We start from the raw sequence: 14888 nt of genomic DNA on the forward strand, positions 1-14888 counted from the left end.
CAAGATGGCCGGGAGAGTTAACTGGACGTCGTTTTCAGAACGGGTTCAGGGCCGCTGCATCTGGAAAAGGTCACGTGTGCGGCAGTAGGCGCTGCCCCCCAGGCGACCGACCAGATCGAGCTTGAGCGGGTCGATACGCCCCTGCTCGTTGAGCACCGCATCATCAATGTGCGCCAGCAGCACTTCGGCGAAGATCAGGTGGCAATTGGGTTGTTGCGGCGGATAGGGCTGGATCTGCGCTACGCGGCATTCGAAGGTCACCGCTGCGCCAACGACGCGCTGCACGTCGATGCGCTCGCACGGCTGGCTGGCGATATCACAGTGGGCGAACTCGCTGACCTCATGGGGCAGGATCGCAGCGCTGTCATTCATCGCCTCGGCCTGGGCGAAGCTGACCAGTTGGATCGCCAGTTCGCCACTGGACTGGGCGTTGCGCAGGCTGTCCTTGAGGCTGCCGTCATCGCGAGTGTTGACGTTGACCAGCAAGGTCGGGGGGTTGTCGCTGATCACCTGAAAGAAACTGAACGGCGCCAGGTTGGCTACGCCGTCGGCCGAACGGGTCGAAACCCAGGCGATAGGCCGCGGGGTGACACTGGAGGCCAGCCAGCGGTAGGCCTCAAGCGGGCTCAGATCGGCGAAATCGAGTTGCATCAACGCCCCGCTCGCGATTCGCGGATGTAAAAGCGCGCACGCTCGGCCTTGCTGGTGCAGCCTTCGTAGGCTTCGAACTGCTGCTGGGTCTTGGCAGCGGTAAGCAGCGAAAGCGCCTTGGAATAGCTCACCGTACCGGCGAAACCCTCGGCCTCGGCGATGCTCAGCTCTTTCCAGGCGGCATCCAGTTGATTGGCACAGGTCTCACGGTAAACGGTCTTGCCGGCGCAGCCGGTGAGCACCAGCGCAAGCAGCGGTAAACAGATCCAGTGTTTCATCGACCACACTCCTCGAACGGATATGACTACGTATAACAGGCTGTTGAAAACGTAGGCGAGGCAGCCAGTGCAATACCGATGGCGGCCCCGCAAAAACAGGTGAAAAACGACCGGGGTCGTGTTCGACTTTACGAGCTATAAATGAGCATTTTGATCGGGCTCGCGCACGAGCCTGTTTTTAACGCAGCAATGGCAACGCAGGTAGTTTTCAACGGCCTGCTAGGGTCTGTTGCCGTTTCGACGCGAGCCGTGCGCGAAACGGCAACAGACCCTAGGCCCAGTCTATGACGCTACGGCAGAAGGAAAGTGCCCACCTCACCCGCCGTTTCGCTTACGCAGGTATTCCACCACAGCCTGCTGCTCCCCGGCGAATTCAATCCGCCCGGATTTGCTCTCGCGCTGGAACACGTACATAGGATCGTAGTACTCGACCAGCAAGGCCTCGATCCAGCCGCGATGGGTATCGACCTGGCCGTCGCGCGCCTGCTCCTCCAGCGCCTGGTCCATGATCGCCGCCAGGCGCTGATAACGCTCGCCGCCCAGGCGACGGGTGATATTGGCCAGGCTCTCGCGCAGGCGCGCGGCGAACGCGGTGAAGCCTGCCTCGGCACCCTGGGCTGCAACGAACTCGGCACACAACTCGACCACGTAGGCCTGCAGAATCCGCTCCACACGGTTGGCCACGCTGTCCTCCAGCCACACCAGGGGATGATGCTGCATCGCCTGATACAGCGGTAATGGCAAGGAGCAGCGGCCGATCAGACGCGCCTCATCTTCCAGCACGAACTGCTGCTGTCCCGCGGCACGGCGCTTGAGCAGATCGATGGCCAGAGCATTTTCGAAATCGATCTGCTCGGGCTGGCCAGTGGCGCGCTTGCCAAAGCTGGAGCCTCGGTGATTGGCGTGCGCCTCCAGGTCCAGGCTGTTGCTCAGCTGGCTGATCACCTCGGTCTTGCCGGTGCCGGTCATCCCGCCCACCAGCACGAAATCGCACGCCTGTACCGCCTCGTCGGTGGCCTGCAGAAGGAAGGTGCGCATGGCCTTGTAACCACCGACCACGCGCGGATAGTCGATGCCCGCCTCGCTTTTCAGCCATTGCTGGACGATCTGCGAGCGCAGGCCACCGCGAAAGCAGTACAGGTAACCGTCAGGGTTGGCCTTGGCAAAGGCGGCCCAAGCCTCGATGCGCTCGGCCTTGGTCTGGCCGCTGACCAGTTGATGGCCCAGCTCGATGGCCGCCTGCTGGCCTTGCTGCTTGTAGCAGGTGCCGACCCTTTGCCGCTCGATATCGGTCATCAGCGGCAGATTGATCACGCCGGGGAACGCGCCTTTGTGGAATTCGACCGGTGCACGGGTATCCATCATCGCCCGGTCATGCAGGAACAGATCGCGGTAGTCGGTGCAGTTGTCGCGCATCAGAGCACCTCGACCGCGTAACGCTGTCGCTCGACCATCTCACCGATGGGCGCCAGATCCAGCCCCAGCTCGGCGGCCACGGCGAGGAACTCGGCCTCGCCCTCCGGCGCCACGGCAATCAGCAGGCCACCGCTGGTCTGCGGGTCACACAGCAGTAGCTTGGCCAGCTCGGGCAGCGGCGCGATCTTGTCGCCGTAACTGTCGAAATTGCGCAAGGTGCCACCCGGTACGCAGCCCTGCTCCAGATAGTGTTCGACACTCTCCAGACGCGGCACTCGGGCGAACTCGACACGGGCACTCAGACCGCTGCCATCGGCCATTTCCACCAGGTGGCCAAGCAGGCCGAAGCCGGTGACGTCGGTCATCGCGCGCACGCCGGCGAGCTTGCCAAAGCGGCTGCCGGGCTTGTTCAGGGTGCACATCCAGTCACGCGCCAGGCCAACGTCCGCATCGCGCAGCTTGGCCTTCTTCTCCGCCGTGGTGAGGATGCCGATGCCCAGCGGCTTGGTCAGGTACAGCTTGCAACCAGCCGTGGCGGTATCGTTGCGTTTCATGTTGGCCTTGCTCACCAGGCCGGTCACGGCCAGGCCGAAAATCGGCTCCGGCGCATCGATCGAGTGACCGCCCGCCAGCGGGATGCCGGCTTCATCGCACACGGCGCGGCCACCGCGGATCACTTCGCGTGCCACTTCCGGGGCCAGCAGGTTGACCGGCCAGCCGAGGATGGCGATGGCCATCAGCGGGTCACCGCCCATGGCGTAGATGTCGCTGATCGCATTGGTCGCGGCGATACGGCCGAAATCGTAGGGGTCGTCGACAATCGGCATGAAGAAGTCGGTCGTAGAGACCACGCCACGCTCTTCGTCGATGGCGTATACCGCCGCGTCATCACGCGAGGCATTGCCCACCCAGAGTCTGGGGTCGAGATTCTGCGCGCCGCTGCCAGCGAGAATCACCTCAAGCACCTTCGGCGAAATCTTGCAGCCGCAGCCGGCGCCGTGGCTGTACTGGGTCAAACGGATGGGTTCGCTCATGGTTCTTCTCTCACCGCGATAACTGGCGGCGGATTCTAGCAAAGACTGCCTTGGCTAAGCCCAATTGCGCGAGTAAGGTCGAAGCTTCACTGGGGGAGTCGGTCAATGAGCAAGAAAGTGGCGCTGGTATTGGGCTCGGGAGGTGCGCGCGGCTATGCGCACATCGGTGTGATCGAGGAGTTGCAGGAGCGCGGTTATGAAATCGGCTGCATCGCCGGCTGCTCGATGGGCGCGGTGGTCGGCGGTATTTTCGCCGCAGGCAAGTTGCGCGAATACCGTGAATGGACGGAAAGCCTGGACTATCTCGATCTACTGCGCCTGCTCGATGTCAGCTTCCGCCTCGGTGCCATTCGCGGTGAGCGGGTGTTCGGGCGCATCCACGACATAGTCGGCGAGATCAACATCGAAGAGCTGGCGATCCCCTTCACCGCCGTCGCCACCGACCTCACCAACCAGCAGGAGATCTGGTTCCAGGAAGGCTGCCTGCACCAGGCCATGCGCGCCTCGGCGGCGATTCCCAGCCTGTTCACCCCGGTCATCCAGGGCAAGCGCATGCTGGTCGACGGCGGCTTGCTCAACCCGCTGCCAATCGTGCCGGTGGTCTCCAGCCACTGCGACCTGATCATCGCGGTCAACCTCAACGCCACCAACCAGAATCACTATCAGTTGCCGGTGATTGAGCGGCCGGCGGCGCTCAAGGGGCGCATCGACCAGTTGATGACCACGCTCGGCTCGCGCCTGCCAAGCTTCCGCCGCAAGAGCGAGGACGACGTCCTGCTGCTGGCCGAGGAGCAGCAGCGCGCCGATGCCGTCAGCCCGGCTGCCGCGCCGAGCCGCGCCTGGGAGGATGAGGCGGCGCCGAAATCCGCCAGCGGCTCGCGTGTTGCCGAGTTCAGCGGCCCGGCCTCGCTGCTGGAGCTGGTCAACCAGAGCTTCGAGGTGATGCAGACCTCGCTGGCACAATACAAGATCGCCGGCTACCCGCCGGACATCCTGATCAACGTGCCCAAGAGCGTGTGCCGTTTCTTCGAGTTCTACAAGGCGCCGGAGCTGATCATGCTCGGCCGCCAGATCGCCCGCGACACCCTCGAGCGCTACGAGCGCGAGCGCTGATCACTCACGGATCTGCACCTGCTGCGCGGTGAAGGCCAGTTGCGCCAGGCGCGCCTTGGTCTCGGCCTGGTCGAGGTGCTCGAGCGAGGTCAGCTTGCGTTCGCCCAGGTGCTGCAGTCGGCGGTAATCACGCTGGTACAACTCGGCCTTGCGGCACAACTGCTCGCGCTCGCTGCGGCGTACCTCAAGACGCGCGCAGGCCTCCTCGACCCGCGCCAGGCGGTCGTCCTGGCGCAGACGCATGAGCACCTGGCCGACCTCGACCTGCTGGCCTGCGTCGACCAGCAGCTCGCTGACCTGGCCGCCGACATTGAACGACAGCCGCGAACGGCGACAGGATTTCAGGGTACCGGCGCGGGTATTGGCGACCAGGGTTTCCACCGGGCCGCGCTCCACCGCGATCATCAGTTGCACGGGCATCGATTGGGGCCGCTGCCACCACCACACAACCGCCAATAAACCGGCAAAAACGAGGGAAACTGACAGGCTACGCACAAGCGACTATTTATTGACACCAAACCTCGACCTAGGTCAGCCTCTCCCCATCAACAACGCGGTACGCCCGCCATTGGTCTCTTGATAGAAGCTCTTAGTTTCAACGGTTGTTACGTCTCATGCTGTTTGTCTGGCGGCAACTGGTCGAGGGCTGCCTGGTTGTCCGGTGTCTTCTGCGCCACCCAGTCGCTGAGCAGGCTGTAGGCCACCGCCAGCAGGGTCGGGCCAAGGAACAGGCCCATAAAGCCGAAGGCCAGGATGCCGCCGAACACACCGAGCAGCACCACCACCAGCGGCAGGTTGCCGCCACGGCTGATCAGGTAGGGCTTAAGGATATTGTCCACCCCACTGATAATGAAGAAGCCCCAGATACCCAGGAAGATCGCCATGCCGATTTCCCCCTGCCATACCAGCCAAGCCACGGCGGGGCCCCAGATCAGCGGCGGGATCATGATGAAACTGCAGGCGAAGGTCAGCAGGCCCAGCACCAGGGCGCCCGGCACGCCGGCGATGACGAAACCGATGTAGGCCAGCACGGCCTGCGCGGCGGCGGTACCGATCACGCCGTTGACCACACGTTGCACGGTGCCGGCGACCAGTTCCAAGTAATGATCGGCACGCTCGCCAATCAGTCGCTCCAGCAGGCTGTGCACGAACACCGCCAGGCGCGGCCCGTCACGGTAGAAGAAGAACACCAGCACCAGGCTCAGGGCCAGTTCGACCATGCCCGCACCGATCTTCGCACTACGTGCCAACAGCCAGTTGCCGACCTGGCCCAGATAGGGCCGCAGCGTGTCGAAGAAAGCAGCGCCCTGCTGGTCGATGGTGCGCCACAGTTCCACCAGGCTATCACCGACCAGTGGAATGCTGGCCAGCCAGCTTGGAGCTGGCGGCAGGCCTTCGACCTGCAGATCCTTGACCAGGGCGTTGGCATCGTTGATGTGATCGGCCAAGTTGAAGCCCAGCCAGACCAACGGCACCGCCACCATGATCACCCAGACCACAGTCAGGATGCCCGCCGCCAGCGACAGGCGCCCATTGAGCAATTGCGTCAGCAGGCGCATCAGCGGCCAACTGGCAAAGGCCAACACGGCGGCCCAGAACAGCGCCGACCAGAATGGCGCCAGCACCCATAAGCTGGCAGCCAGCAGGCCGAGCAGAAGAATCTGCACCAGCAGACGATCATTAGTGGCCATCAAGCGAAACTCCCTTCGACGAAACGACAAAGCGCCCTTGCGGGCGCTCTGTTACAGGCGATTGCGAGTGCTAGCTTAACGCAACAAACGCACGCTCAGTGTTTCATCCGAGCTCTCACCTAACTCCAGGCGCGCTTCGCGCACGCGCTGCTCGATCAACGCCTCGCGCCAGGCCTCGGCCTGGCTACCGGCGAGGCTGACGCGCAAGGTGCTGTCGAGGTTCAGGCTGCGCGCCAGCACCTCGACCCAGGCGCTGTCGGCCTTGGCTTCATCGGGCAGTTTCAGTTGCCCATCGGTACGCAACTGACGCAGCAAGGTCGCCGGCGTCGGCAGCAATACGCCTAGAGGGGCTTCGGCATCCAGTTGCTCGGCATGCAGGTAAGCACGGCGATTCCCACGAGTGATGCTGTATAGCGCCAGCAGGCTCTGGTGATTCGGCTCGGCCAGGCGTAACAAGGCATAGGCCTGCTGGTCGTCAGGGCCATATAGCGTGGCATTGCCGAATACCGAGTTAGCCCATAGGCTACTCGCACCACACTCACGGCCCTGGCACCAGTAGAGCAATTCGGCGCCCTGCTGCAGCAGCGTTTCCCGTACGGTGGTGAATACCTGATCGGCACTGTGGGTGCGTGGCAGCTCGTAGGTCACCGCACTGTGCTTGCCCTGCACGAGAATCTCCCGCTCATAGCGCAACCGCCCGCTGATGCGGCGAATCGAGCCTTGCGGATAGATACGCTCGACATCGGGCGCTTCCTTGAACGCGACGATGTGACTGGCAGGAAACCGCGGCAGTACCTCGAGGTCGCGACTGCCAGGTAGATCGGCCGCCAGTACGGCACCGCTGCAGACCGCGGCAAGCACCGCAGAAAAAAACTGCACAGCCCCCTTCATGAGGTGGCAGTCCACTGAAAAAACGCGACGGGTGAGCTTGCTGTACAGCGAGTGGCGACTTTTAACGGGTCGATCATGCGATCCTCCATGGCAGACCACCACACCTTTCCCCACGGCCGCAGGCAAGTCAAGGCAAGCGCAGGAATGGATTGAAACAATCCGCTACGAGCTGCGCACCGGCTTCATCATCCAGATGCAGGTGATGCCCACCGGGCAGACGGTGTACCTCGAACGGCAGATCCTGCAGCAAGGTGCGCACGGCCGCCTGCGCCCTCATCATGCCCTGCTCCGCCAACACCAGGCTGACCGGGCATTGCAGCGCGCGAACGAACGCCTGGGCATGCGCCCAGCTCAGACGCAGCGGCGACGGCAGGGTCAGGCGGCTGTCGGTACGCCAGGTGTAGCCGCCCGGCACCGGCATCAACCCACGCTGGGCCAGCAATTCGGCCGCCTCACGGCTGACCGCGCCCACGCCTTTCATCCGCGCCTCGACCGCGCGCGCCATCTCCGCGTACACCGGCTTGCGCTTGTCAGTCAGCGCCTGCCTGGCGCGCAAGGCTTCACCCAGCTTCTGCGGCGCCTGCTCGGCTTCACCGGTGTAAGGCACCAGGCCGTCAATCAGGGCCAGGCGCGCGATCCGCTCCGGCATCGCTCCCGCCAGCAACACGGCGGTGATCGCGCCCATGGAATGACCGAGGATGGAGAAACGCGCCCAGCCAAACTGCTCGGCGACCTGCAGCACGTCAAAGGCATAGTCCCACAGCGCATAACCGGCGCCTGCCGAACGATGCTCGGAATGCCCATGACCGGCAAGATCAAGGGCGACGATGCGCATTCCCTCGAGTTTCGGCGCCAGCCGCGCAAAGCTCGCTGCGTTATCCAACCAGCCGTGCAGCGCCAGAACCGGCACACCATCCTCTGGACCGTAGAGATGAGCCGCCAACTCGATATGCGGCAGGCTCAGGCGTACTTCCTCGAAATCCATGCTCATGCTCATGCACGTTGCTCCTGGCTACCAGCCCAGCGGGTGAACAGTTGACGCAGCAGGTCGGCGGTAGCCTGCGGGCGCTCCAGCGGGAACATATGGCCGCCAGGCAGATTGTGATATTCCGCGCGCGGCATGCGCCGTAGCAGGCGCGCATGATGCGGCAACACCACCCGACTGTGGCGACCGCGCACCATGGCCAGCGGCACCGCCAGCTGCTGGGGTAGCCCCGGAGAGGTGTGCGGCACGCTGCGGTAGATACTGATCTCGGTGGCCGGATCGAATTTCAGGCGCAGCCCCTGCTCACCCGGTTGCAGGCCATGGCTGACATAGGCGTCCAGGCACTCGGGGTCGAAACGGCGAAACAGGCTCTTGCCGGCGAAGTAGTCTCGCGCCTCGACGAGATCGGCAAAGGCTTCACGGCGCCCAAGAGTACGGCCGGCCGGGGTGATGCGGTCGATGAAGCCGAAGCGCTTGGCGGCGCGAATCACCATGCGGTCGGCCAGGGTCAGCACTGGCGAGTCGAGCATCACCACGCCGCGATACAACTCCGGGCGAAGCAAAGCGGCGTGATAATGCAGCACGCCGCCGAGCGAATGGCCGACGCCCCAGACCGGCTCGGCGCCGCCCTCGAGGTGATGGATCAGCTCATCGACCAGATTCGACCAGTTGTCATTGACCGGAAAACGCGGGTCGTGGCCATGCTGTTCCAGATGCTGCACCTGAAAATCCGGCGCCAGCGCGGCGAACAGCTTGCCGTAGGTGGCCGACGGAAAACCGTTGGCATGAGCGAAGAAGATCGACTGCGGCATGCATCAAACTCGAGAAAACAAATATGCCCGGATTCTCCGGCAGCCACCGACGCACGGCAATGACCGTAACGGCCATTGATGGCGGCGCAATGGTCAGGGCTATAGCAGCAGACGTCCGACGATACTGGCCGCCACCAGCAGAAATACCAGGCCGCAAACGAAGTCGATGATCGGCGCCACCTGCAGCAGCCGCTGACGCATCAGCGGGCGGCTCAGGGTCAGCCCCAGCAGGCTGAACCAGAACAGGCTCAGGCCGAACAGCAGCGCCGCACAGGCCACCTTGCCGGGCAGCGACATATCGGCGGGTACCAGACTGCTGAGCAGTGCCAGGAAGAACACCAACGCCTTGGGATTGCCCAGGTTGGTGAGCACGCCGCGTAACCAGGGGCCGAACAGCGAAGGCGTCAGCTCGCCATCCAGCCGCCTCGGACCAGCACTGCCACGCCACCAGGCACGCACAGCGCCGATACCCAGCCAGCCCAGATAGAGTGCACCACCGACCTGCACCAGCTCGAACAGCCACTCGGTACGACTGAGCAGCAAGGCCACTCCGCTGAGCACCAGGGTGCCGTGCAGAAGAATGCCGCAGGCCAGGCCCAACGCACTGAGCAAGCCGGCACGCTGTCCCTGATGCAAGGCGGTGCGCACCACCAGCGCTACATCCGGGCCGGGGCTTACAAGGGCCACCGCGAACACGGCAGCCAGCGACAGCAAGGCGGACGCCTCCTGCATGGTGATCTCCAGAAAATTGAAACGATGACGTATGGACTGATGGTCGATGCAGCGGATCTGTAGGAGCGGCGCCCCGCCGCGAATCAGGACGCCTCCGACTCGCAAGGCTTCCCCCCGGGTCGGAGCTCCTACAAAAGGCTAGCTTCGCGGTCTTGCCTGGTAACCGCTGAATCAGCCCTGACGCAGGCGCGCCGGTGGCAGACCGTAGGTGCGGCGGAACAGCCGCGAGAAATGCGCCTGGTCGTAGAAGCCCAGGCGCAGGGCGATCTCGCTCAGAGGCTCACCCGCCAGCACCAGCGGCAACGCCCGCTGCAAGCGCAGTTGCGTCAGCCACTGATGCGGTGGCAAACCGGTGTGCTGGCGGAAACGCCGCAGCGCCTGCCACGGGCTCATGGCGCAGAAAGCAGCGATTTCCTCCAGCGTGGGCGGATCGCCCAGGCGGTTCTCCAGCCAATCGCGCAGCCGCTGCCAGGTCTGCTGATCGAAGACGCGATGTGGCTCGCTGACGCGCAACGTCGAGCCCATCTCCAGCAGGTGGGCCAGCGCCTGCCAGAGCGCCTCCTCCTGAGCCAGTCTCGAGCCGCCCAGCATCGCCGCATGAAAGCGCTGCAGGTGCTGTGACAGCCGCGGGTGACGCAGACTGCTGGTGGTCAAGCGTGGCGCGCCCTGACGACCGTCACTCAGGGTACGACTGGCTTCATCCAGCCAGGATGGATCGAAGGCCATCACCCGAATACGTTAACTCTGGCCATCCAGGCCGGCACCGTCATGAATCCCTTCCAGCGCCATCAGCAGCACGTCCCCCGCTCCGACATGCCGGTGCTCACCGCCATAGGCGTAGCGATGCTGACCCTGTATCAGCAGGCCGACGTGATATTCCAGGTGAAAGTGCCGGGGAAAGGCGAAGCGATGGTACTCGGCATCGATCAGGCGCACGCCGGGCAAGCTGCTTTGGATATGAGTGATCTGGTCCATGGCGCCTACTGTAGCGCCACGGGCCGGGCAAATCTTGGATGAAATTGCAGGCAGAACCTAAAGTTTCGGGGGCTGATCACCCAGGGGAACGATGGCCATGGTCAGCCGCGAGATACAGCTGGCCTTGCCGTCGTCGCCACTGAGGCGAATGTCCCAGACGTGGGTGGTACGGCCCAGATGCACCGGCCGCGCCACCGCATACACGCGCCCGCTGCGCAAACCGCGCAGATGGTTGGCGTTGACTTCCAGGCCGACGCAGTAGAAGCGGCTGCTGTCGATGCACAGATAGCTGGCAGTGGAGCCTAGGGTTTCCGCCAGCACCACCGAGGCGCCACCGTGCAGCAGGCCGTAGGGCTGATGAGTGCGCGAGTCGATCACCATGCTGGCGCTGAGCGATTCGTCGTCGAAGGCGTCGAAACGAATGTCCAGCACCTCGCCGATGCTGTTTTTCAAGGTCGCGTTGAGTGCATCGATATCGGGCGTTCGTTGCCACAGTCCCATGAAGGCGTTCCTTGTGCGTTGAACACAGGGCCGGTGAACCCGGCCAATTCGGCTCAATCGTGCCAGAGCACGGCTTCGCTGCGCTGTTGCCACTCGGCGAAACGCTCGCCATAAATGCCCTCGATCACCGCGCGTTTGATTTTCAGGGTCGGCGTCAGGAAACCATTCTCCACTGCCCAGACCTCCTTGACCAGTACCAGGCCTTGCAGCCGCTCATGATGATCGAGACGACCATTGACCTCGGCGAGCAAGGCCTTGAGGCTGTTCTCCAGCTCATCGCGGCTGTCATTGGCCACCTCCTGACGCCCCACATCGGATAGCACGCACAGGGCTATGGGCTGCGGCAGGCCGTCGCCGACCACGCACACCTGCTCGATACGCGAGTGCTCGCCAATGCGGTTTTCGATCGGCGCAGGCGCGACATACTTGCCCTTGCTGGTCTTGAAGATTTCCTTGATGCGTCCGGTGAGGCGCAGGTTGCCTTCGGCGTCCTGCTCGCCCTTGTCGCCGGTGTGCAGGAAGCCATCGTCAGTCAGCGTCTCGGCGGTCTTGATCGGGTCCTTGTAGTAACCCTGCATGGTCGCGCCGCTGCGCACCAGGACTTCGCCATCCTCGCCGATACGTACCTCGACGCCTGGGTTGTTCTGGCCGATCCAGCCCTGCTTAAACTTGCCCGGCAGACACACGTGGGAATAACCACAGTTCTCGGTCATGCCATAGACCTCCTGGATCTCCATGCCCAGGCGGCGATACCAGTTGAGCAGCGCCTCGGGCACCGGCGCGGCGCCGGACAGCGCATAGCGAATGGCGTCCAAACCGAGGCCGGCCAGTACCTTACGACCGATGAAGCGGCCGATGATCGGCAGCCGCAGCAGGCGGTCGAGCTTCTGCGCCGGCATCTTGCTGTACACCCCCATCTGGAACTTGGTCCAGATGCGCGGCACGCCGAACATCACGGTCGGCCGCGCGCGCTTGAGATCCTCCAGAAAGGTATCCAGGCTCTCGGCAAAGAAGATCGCCTGCCCGGCATAGATGGACGCCAGCTCGACAAACATGCGCTCGGCCACATGGCACAGCGGCAGGTAGGAGATCAGTCGATCATCTTCACCGACGCCAAACAGCTTGATGGCGTTGCTGGCGGCGAAACCGAAATTGGAGAAATTGTGCATCACACCCTTGGGCGTACCTGTGGTGCCGGAGGTATAGATGATGGTGGCCAACTGGTTGGCTGCGGGCTTGGGATCGTCCTGAATCGGCGCGCTGTGCTGCAGGTCATCCCAGCTGTAGTCGAAGCTGCCCTGCGGATGCAGCGGCAGGCTGACGGTCGGCAAGCCCTGTGGCAAGCCCGGCGCCATCGAGGCCCAGTCATCGAGCTTGCCGACAAAGGCCAGGGCAGCTTCTGAATGCTCCAGCACCTGCCCCATGGAGTCGGCGGTGAGGTTGGGGTACAGCGGTACCGAAACGTGGCCTGCCATCCAGATCGCCAGATCGGCAACGATCCAGTGCGCGCAGTTCTTGGAGATGATGGCGATGCGGCTGCCCTGTGGCAGTTCGCGGCTACGCAACCAGCTGGCTGCACGGCGCGCCTGCTCGCCCACGTCGGCCCAACTCAGCTCCAGCAGCTGGCCGCCCCCCAGAGGTTGCACCATGTAGCGTTTGTTCGGGTGCCTTGCTTCACGTTCATAAAACAGCTCGAGCGGCAAACGGATTGCATCAGCCACAGGGCTTCCTCCTTTGTTGTTTTTGTAGGAATCAACCAAGCACTTGCTTGGTTGAATATTCCACGCAGACAAAAGAGGCGCAAGTTAAGAAATGTTTCTCGCCTGGAACATTTGCCCCCACGGGCAATAAGTCAGGCATGAGGCACCTGCGACGCCACAAGTGGCGACACAGGGCGAAAGGTCAACGGGGGTGGATAAGCGCCAACAGCTCCATCAGCCCGGCGGCCGGGATATCGCCTTCCAGCTCAGCCAGGCTGGCGGTGCGCATGGGCAGCGGCTCCTGGCGATGCCCGTGCACCAGCAGCCCGCCCAGCGCGCCGATCAGCGGTTGATGGCTGACCAGCAGCACCTCGGCACGCTCACGCTCATCGAGATACTTCAGGGCATCACGCGGATCACTGTCCGGCGTCAGCCAGGTCACGGTGTTTATCTTGCCGCTGAACCCCAGCTCGCTGCGTACCAGCTCGGCCGTCTGCTGGGCACGCACGTAGGGGCTGGCGACGATGGCGGTCAGGGGCCGACCGGCGAGCTGGGCGGCAGCCTGCTGCACTTCCTTGCGACCATGGGCGGTCAGCTCGCGGGCAGCATCAGTGGCTGCCTGCGGCTCGGCCTCACCATGGCGCAACAGCCATAACCTCACAGCTTGGGCTCCTCGTCACGCACCGGATGCGGCGCCGGCGGGATACTGTGCGCGGTCTCGCCTTCCGGCGCCCGCGGCGTCGGCCAATCGGCGAACGGCCAGGGTTTTTCATCGGTATTGAAGGTGCCGAAACGACCGATCTGCGCCAGATACTGGCTGAGGCTGTCGCCAAAACCCAGCAGGCTGGCATTGGGCGCACCGTAGAACAGGCGGTAACCCAGTTGCAGCAGCACCACGGCGCCGAGCAGCAATTCGGCCAGTTGCCAGACGATGACGAATATCACCATCCACATAATGCGCAGCAGAATCGACTCACGCTCCAACTCCTGCTTTTCATCACTCATGACTTACGCTCCTTGATTGGCTGCCTGGTTCAGAAGCCGGCAGTGGGGATGAAATCGACGTCGGTCTTGGGCTCACCGAGCATCAACAGTTCGATGACCTGCGCCAGCGTACGCCCCTCGAAGAGAATGGCATGCAGGCCAGCGACCAGCGGCATGTACACGTCCAGTTCTTCGGCACGGGCCTTGAGTACCTTGAGCGTATTGACCCCTTCGGCGACTTCGCCAAGGCGCTGCACCGCGTCTTCCAAGCTGAGGCCTTCACCCAGGGCGTAACCCACCTGATAATTGCGACTTTTCGGTGACGAACAGGTGACGATCAGATCGCCGACGCCGGCCAGACCAAGGAAGGTCATGGGATTGGCACCAAGCTTGACCGCGAAACGGGTCATTTCCGCCAGGGCGCGGGTGATCAGCATGCTTTTGGTGTTCTCCCCCATGCCCAGCGCCGCCGCCATGCCGGACATGATGGCGTAGACGTTCTTCAACGCGCCGCCGAGCTCGACGCCGAAACGATCGGCGCTGGCGTAGACACGGAAGGTTCTGCCATGCAGAGCCTGCTGCACGCACAGGCACAGTTGTTCATCTTCACTGGCGATCACCGTGGCAGTCAGGGCGTGATCGGCCACTTCCTTGGCCAGATTCGGCCCGGACAGCACGCCGATACGCGCGTCGGGGGCGATCTCTTCGAGAATCTGGCTCATCAGCTTGAAGGTCTTGGCCTCGATGCCCTTGGTGGTGCTGATCAGCATCTTGCCCGCCAACTGCGCCGCCACCGGTTGCAGGGCATCGCGCAGGGCGTTGGAAGGCAATGCGACCAGCACCAGCTCGGCCTGCTGCAGCACGCCGCTCAGGTCACTGGTCGGCTCGATACCGCAATGCAGCTTGACGCCCTTCAGATAGCGCGGGTTCTCGCCGCTCTGACGCATCTGCTCGGCCTGCTCGGGATCACGCATCCACTGCAGGACGCGCTGGCCGTTCTCCGCCAGCAGGTTGGCCAGGGCGGTGCCGAAGCTGCCGCCGCCGAGTACGGCAATGGGTTGGAGCTGTGTCATAGGTCTTCCGAATGAGGCCATGCGTGATGGCGGTCTGCGGGCATTATACGGA

The 14888-nt window shown here is 63.4% G+C and carries 16 protein-coding genes and 1 pseudogene; 1 reads left to right on the forward strand and 16 read right to left on the reverse strand.

All coding sequences use genetic code 11. From position 1 onward, the window contains the following. Window positions 1–45 precede the first annotated feature (45 nt). The 4 genes from PSOLE_RS05965 to selD all read right to left on the reverse strand — a co-directional run bounded on the left by PSOLE_RS05965 (window position 46) and on the right by selD (window position 3379). Window positions 46–651, reverse strand: a complete 606-nt coding sequence (locus PSOLE_RS05965) for a flavin reductase family protein (RefSeq protein WP_003460518.1) — start codon at window positions 649–651, stop codon at window positions 46–48. Then, window positions 651–929 (reverse strand): hypothetical protein, encoded by a 279-nt coding sequence (locus PSOLE_RS05970; protein WP_003240752.1) that lies wholly within the window; start codon window positions 927–929, stop codon window positions 651–653. Before PSOLE_RS05970 ends, PSOLE_RS05965 begins: the two co-directional genes overlap by 1 nt. Before the next feature lie 315 nt (window positions 930–1244). Continuing rightward, a complete protein-coding gene (gene mnmH / locus PSOLE_RS05975) occupies window positions 1245–2345 on the reverse strand; it encodes a tRNA 2-selenouridine(34) synthase MnmH (RefSeq protein ID WP_074857211.1) in 1101 nt (366 codons plus the stop codon). Further along, window positions 2345–3379, reverse strand: coding sequence for a selenide, water dikinase SelD (selD, locus tag PSOLE_RS05980; RefSeq protein ID WP_074857213.1), 1035 nt, complete (start codon window positions 3377–3379; stop codon window positions 2345–2347). The genes mnmH and selD overlap by 1 nt, the downstream gene beginning before the upstream one ends. A gap of 105 nt (window positions 3380–3484) precedes the next feature. Between selD and PSOLE_RS05985 the strand changes: the two genes are divergently transcribed. After that, window positions 3485–4492, forward strand: a complete 1008-nt coding sequence (locus PSOLE_RS05985) for a patatin-like phospholipase family protein (protein ID WP_074857217.1) — start codon at window positions 3485–3487, stop codon at window positions 4490–4492. On the opposite strand, the gene PSOLE_RS05990 is transcribed toward PSOLE_RS05985, so the two are convergent. The 12 genes and pseudogenes from PSOLE_RS05990 to PSOLE_RS06045 form a co-directional block, all read right to left on the reverse strand. Next, on the reverse strand, window positions 4493–4912 hold the full coding sequence (locus tag PSOLE_RS05990; RefSeq protein ID WP_003460522.1) for an efflux RND transporter periplasmic adaptor subunit: 420 nt from the start codon (window positions 4910–4912) through the stop codon (window positions 4493–4495). Window positions 4913–5097: 185 nt separating this feature from the next. Further along, window positions 5098–6183 carry an AI-2E family transporter gene (locus PSOLE_RS05995; protein ID WP_003460523.1) on the reverse strand — a complete coding sequence of 362 codons (1086 nt, stop codon included), beginning with the start codon at window positions 6181–6183 and terminating at the stop codon, window positions 5098–5100. Window positions 6184–6258: 75 nt separating this feature from the next. After that, window positions 6259–7074 (reverse strand): DUF4892 domain-containing protein, encoded by an 816-nt coding sequence (locus tag PSOLE_RS06000; RefSeq protein ID WP_074857220.1) that lies wholly within the window; start codon window positions 7072–7074, stop codon window positions 6259–6261. A gap of 127 nt (window positions 7075–7201) precedes the next feature. Further along, complete coding sequence (locus PSOLE_RS06005) at window positions 7202–8065, reverse strand: alpha/beta hydrolase (protein WP_074857311.1); 864 nt, start codon at window positions 8063–8065, stop codon at window positions 7202–7204. Between the two features lie 2 nt (window positions 8066–8067). Then, window positions 8068–8871 (reverse strand): alpha/beta fold hydrolase, encoded by an 804-nt coding sequence (locus tag PSOLE_RS06010; RefSeq protein WP_003460526.1) that lies wholly within the window; start codon window positions 8869–8871, stop codon window positions 8068–8070. A 99-nt stretch (window positions 8872–8970) separates the two neighbouring features. Next, complete coding sequence (locus PSOLE_RS06015; RefSeq protein ID WP_074857314.1) at window positions 8971–9603, reverse strand: LysE family translocator; 633 nt, start codon at window positions 9601–9603, stop codon at window positions 8971–8973. A 171-nt stretch (window positions 9604–9774) separates the two neighbouring features. Next, a pseudogene (locus PSOLE_RS06020) lies at window positions 9775–10578 on the reverse strand (AraC family ligand binding domain-containing protein). Between the two features lie 57 nt (window positions 10579–10635). Further along, window positions 10636–11079, reverse strand: a complete 444-nt coding sequence (locus PSOLE_RS06025; protein WP_074857223.1) for a hotdog fold thioesterase — start codon at window positions 11077–11079, stop codon at window positions 10636–10638. A gap of 53 nt (window positions 11080–11132) precedes the next feature. After that, the gene (locus PSOLE_RS06030) at window positions 11133–12800 is read right to left on the reverse strand and encodes an AMP-binding protein (protein WP_074857226.1); all 1668 of its coding nucleotides are present in this window, start codon (window positions 12798–12800) and stop codon (window positions 11133–11135) included. A 181-nt stretch (window positions 12801–12981) separates the two neighbouring features. Then, window positions 12982–13440, reverse strand: coding sequence for a phosphohistidine phosphatase SixA (sixA, locus tag PSOLE_RS06035; protein WP_003460536.1), 459 nt, complete (start codon window positions 13438–13440; stop codon window positions 12982–12984). After that, window positions 13437–13784, reverse strand: coding sequence for a DUF4389 domain-containing protein (locus PSOLE_RS06040; RefSeq protein ID WP_003460537.1), 348 nt, complete (start codon window positions 13782–13784; stop codon window positions 13437–13439). The genes sixA and PSOLE_RS06040 overlap by 4 nt, the downstream gene beginning before the upstream one ends. A 29-nt stretch (window positions 13785–13813) precedes the next feature. Next, window positions 13814–14836 (reverse strand): NAD(P)H-dependent glycerol-3-phosphate dehydrogenase, encoded by a 1023-nt coding sequence (locus PSOLE_RS06045; protein WP_074857229.1) that lies wholly within the window; start codon window positions 14834–14836, stop codon window positions 13814–13816. Window positions 14837–14888 lie beyond the last annotated feature (52 nt).

Source organism: Pseudomonas oleovorans subsp. oleovorans (assembly GCF_002197815.1).
Taxonomy (GTDB): Bacteria; Pseudomonadota; Gammaproteobacteria; order Pseudomonadales; family Pseudomonadaceae; genus Aquipseudomonas; species Aquipseudomonas oleovorans.

Coding starts and splice junctions, on each gene's coding strand:
- mnmH (WP_074857211.1), bottom strand. CDS start 2,345: ATGCGCGACAACTGCACCGACTACCGCGATCTGTTCCTGCATGACCGG.
- PSOLE_RS06005 (WP_074857311.1), bottom strand. CDS start 8,065: ATGAGCATGGATTTCGAGGAAGTACGCCTGAGCCTGCCGCATATCGAG.
- PSOLE_RS06045 (WP_074857229.1), bottom strand. CDS start 14,836: ATGACACAGCTCCAACCCATTGCCGTACTCGGCGGCGGCAGCTTCGGC.
- PSOLE_RS06015 (WP_074857314.1), bottom strand. CDS start 9,603: ATGCAGGAGGCGTCCGCCTTGCTGTCGCTGGCTGCCGTGTTCGCGGTG.
- PSOLE_RS05965 (WP_003460518.1), bottom strand. CDS start 651: ATGCAACTCGATTTCGCCGATCTGAGCCCGCTTGAGGCCTACCGCTGG.
- PSOLE_RS05995 (WP_003460523.1), bottom strand. CDS start 6,183: ATGGCCACTAATGATCGTCTGCTGGTGCAGATTCTTCTGCTCGGCCTG.
- PSOLE_RS05985 (WP_074857217.1), top strand. CDS start 3,485: ATGAGCAAGAAAGTGGCGCTGGTATTGGGCTCGGGAGGTGCGCGCGGC.
- PSOLE_RS06040 (WP_003460537.1), bottom strand. CDS start 13,784: ATGAGTGATGAAAAGCAGGAGTTGGAGCGTGAGTCGATTCTGCTGCGC.
- PSOLE_RS05990 (WP_003460522.1), bottom strand. CDS start 4,912: ATGCCCGTGCAACTGATGATCGCGGTGGAGCGCGGCCCGGTGGAAACC.
- PSOLE_RS06025 (WP_074857223.1), bottom strand. CDS start 11,079: ATGGGACTGTGGCAACGAACGCCCGATATCGATGCACTCAACGCGACC.
- PSOLE_RS05970 (WP_003240752.1), bottom strand. CDS start 929: ATGAAACACTGGATCTGTTTACCGCTGCTTGCGCTGGTGCTCACCGGC.
- PSOLE_RS06010 (WP_003460526.1), bottom strand. CDS start 8,871: ATGCCGCAGTCGATCTTCTTCGCTCATGCCAACGGTTTTCCGTCGGCC.
- selD (WP_074857213.1), bottom strand. CDS start 3,379: ATGAGCGAACCCATCCGTTTGACCCAGTACAGCCACGGCGCCGGCTGC.
- PSOLE_RS06000 (WP_074857220.1), bottom strand. CDS start 7,074: ATGAAGGGGGCTGTGCAGTTTTTTTCTGCGGTGCTTGCCGCGGTCTGC.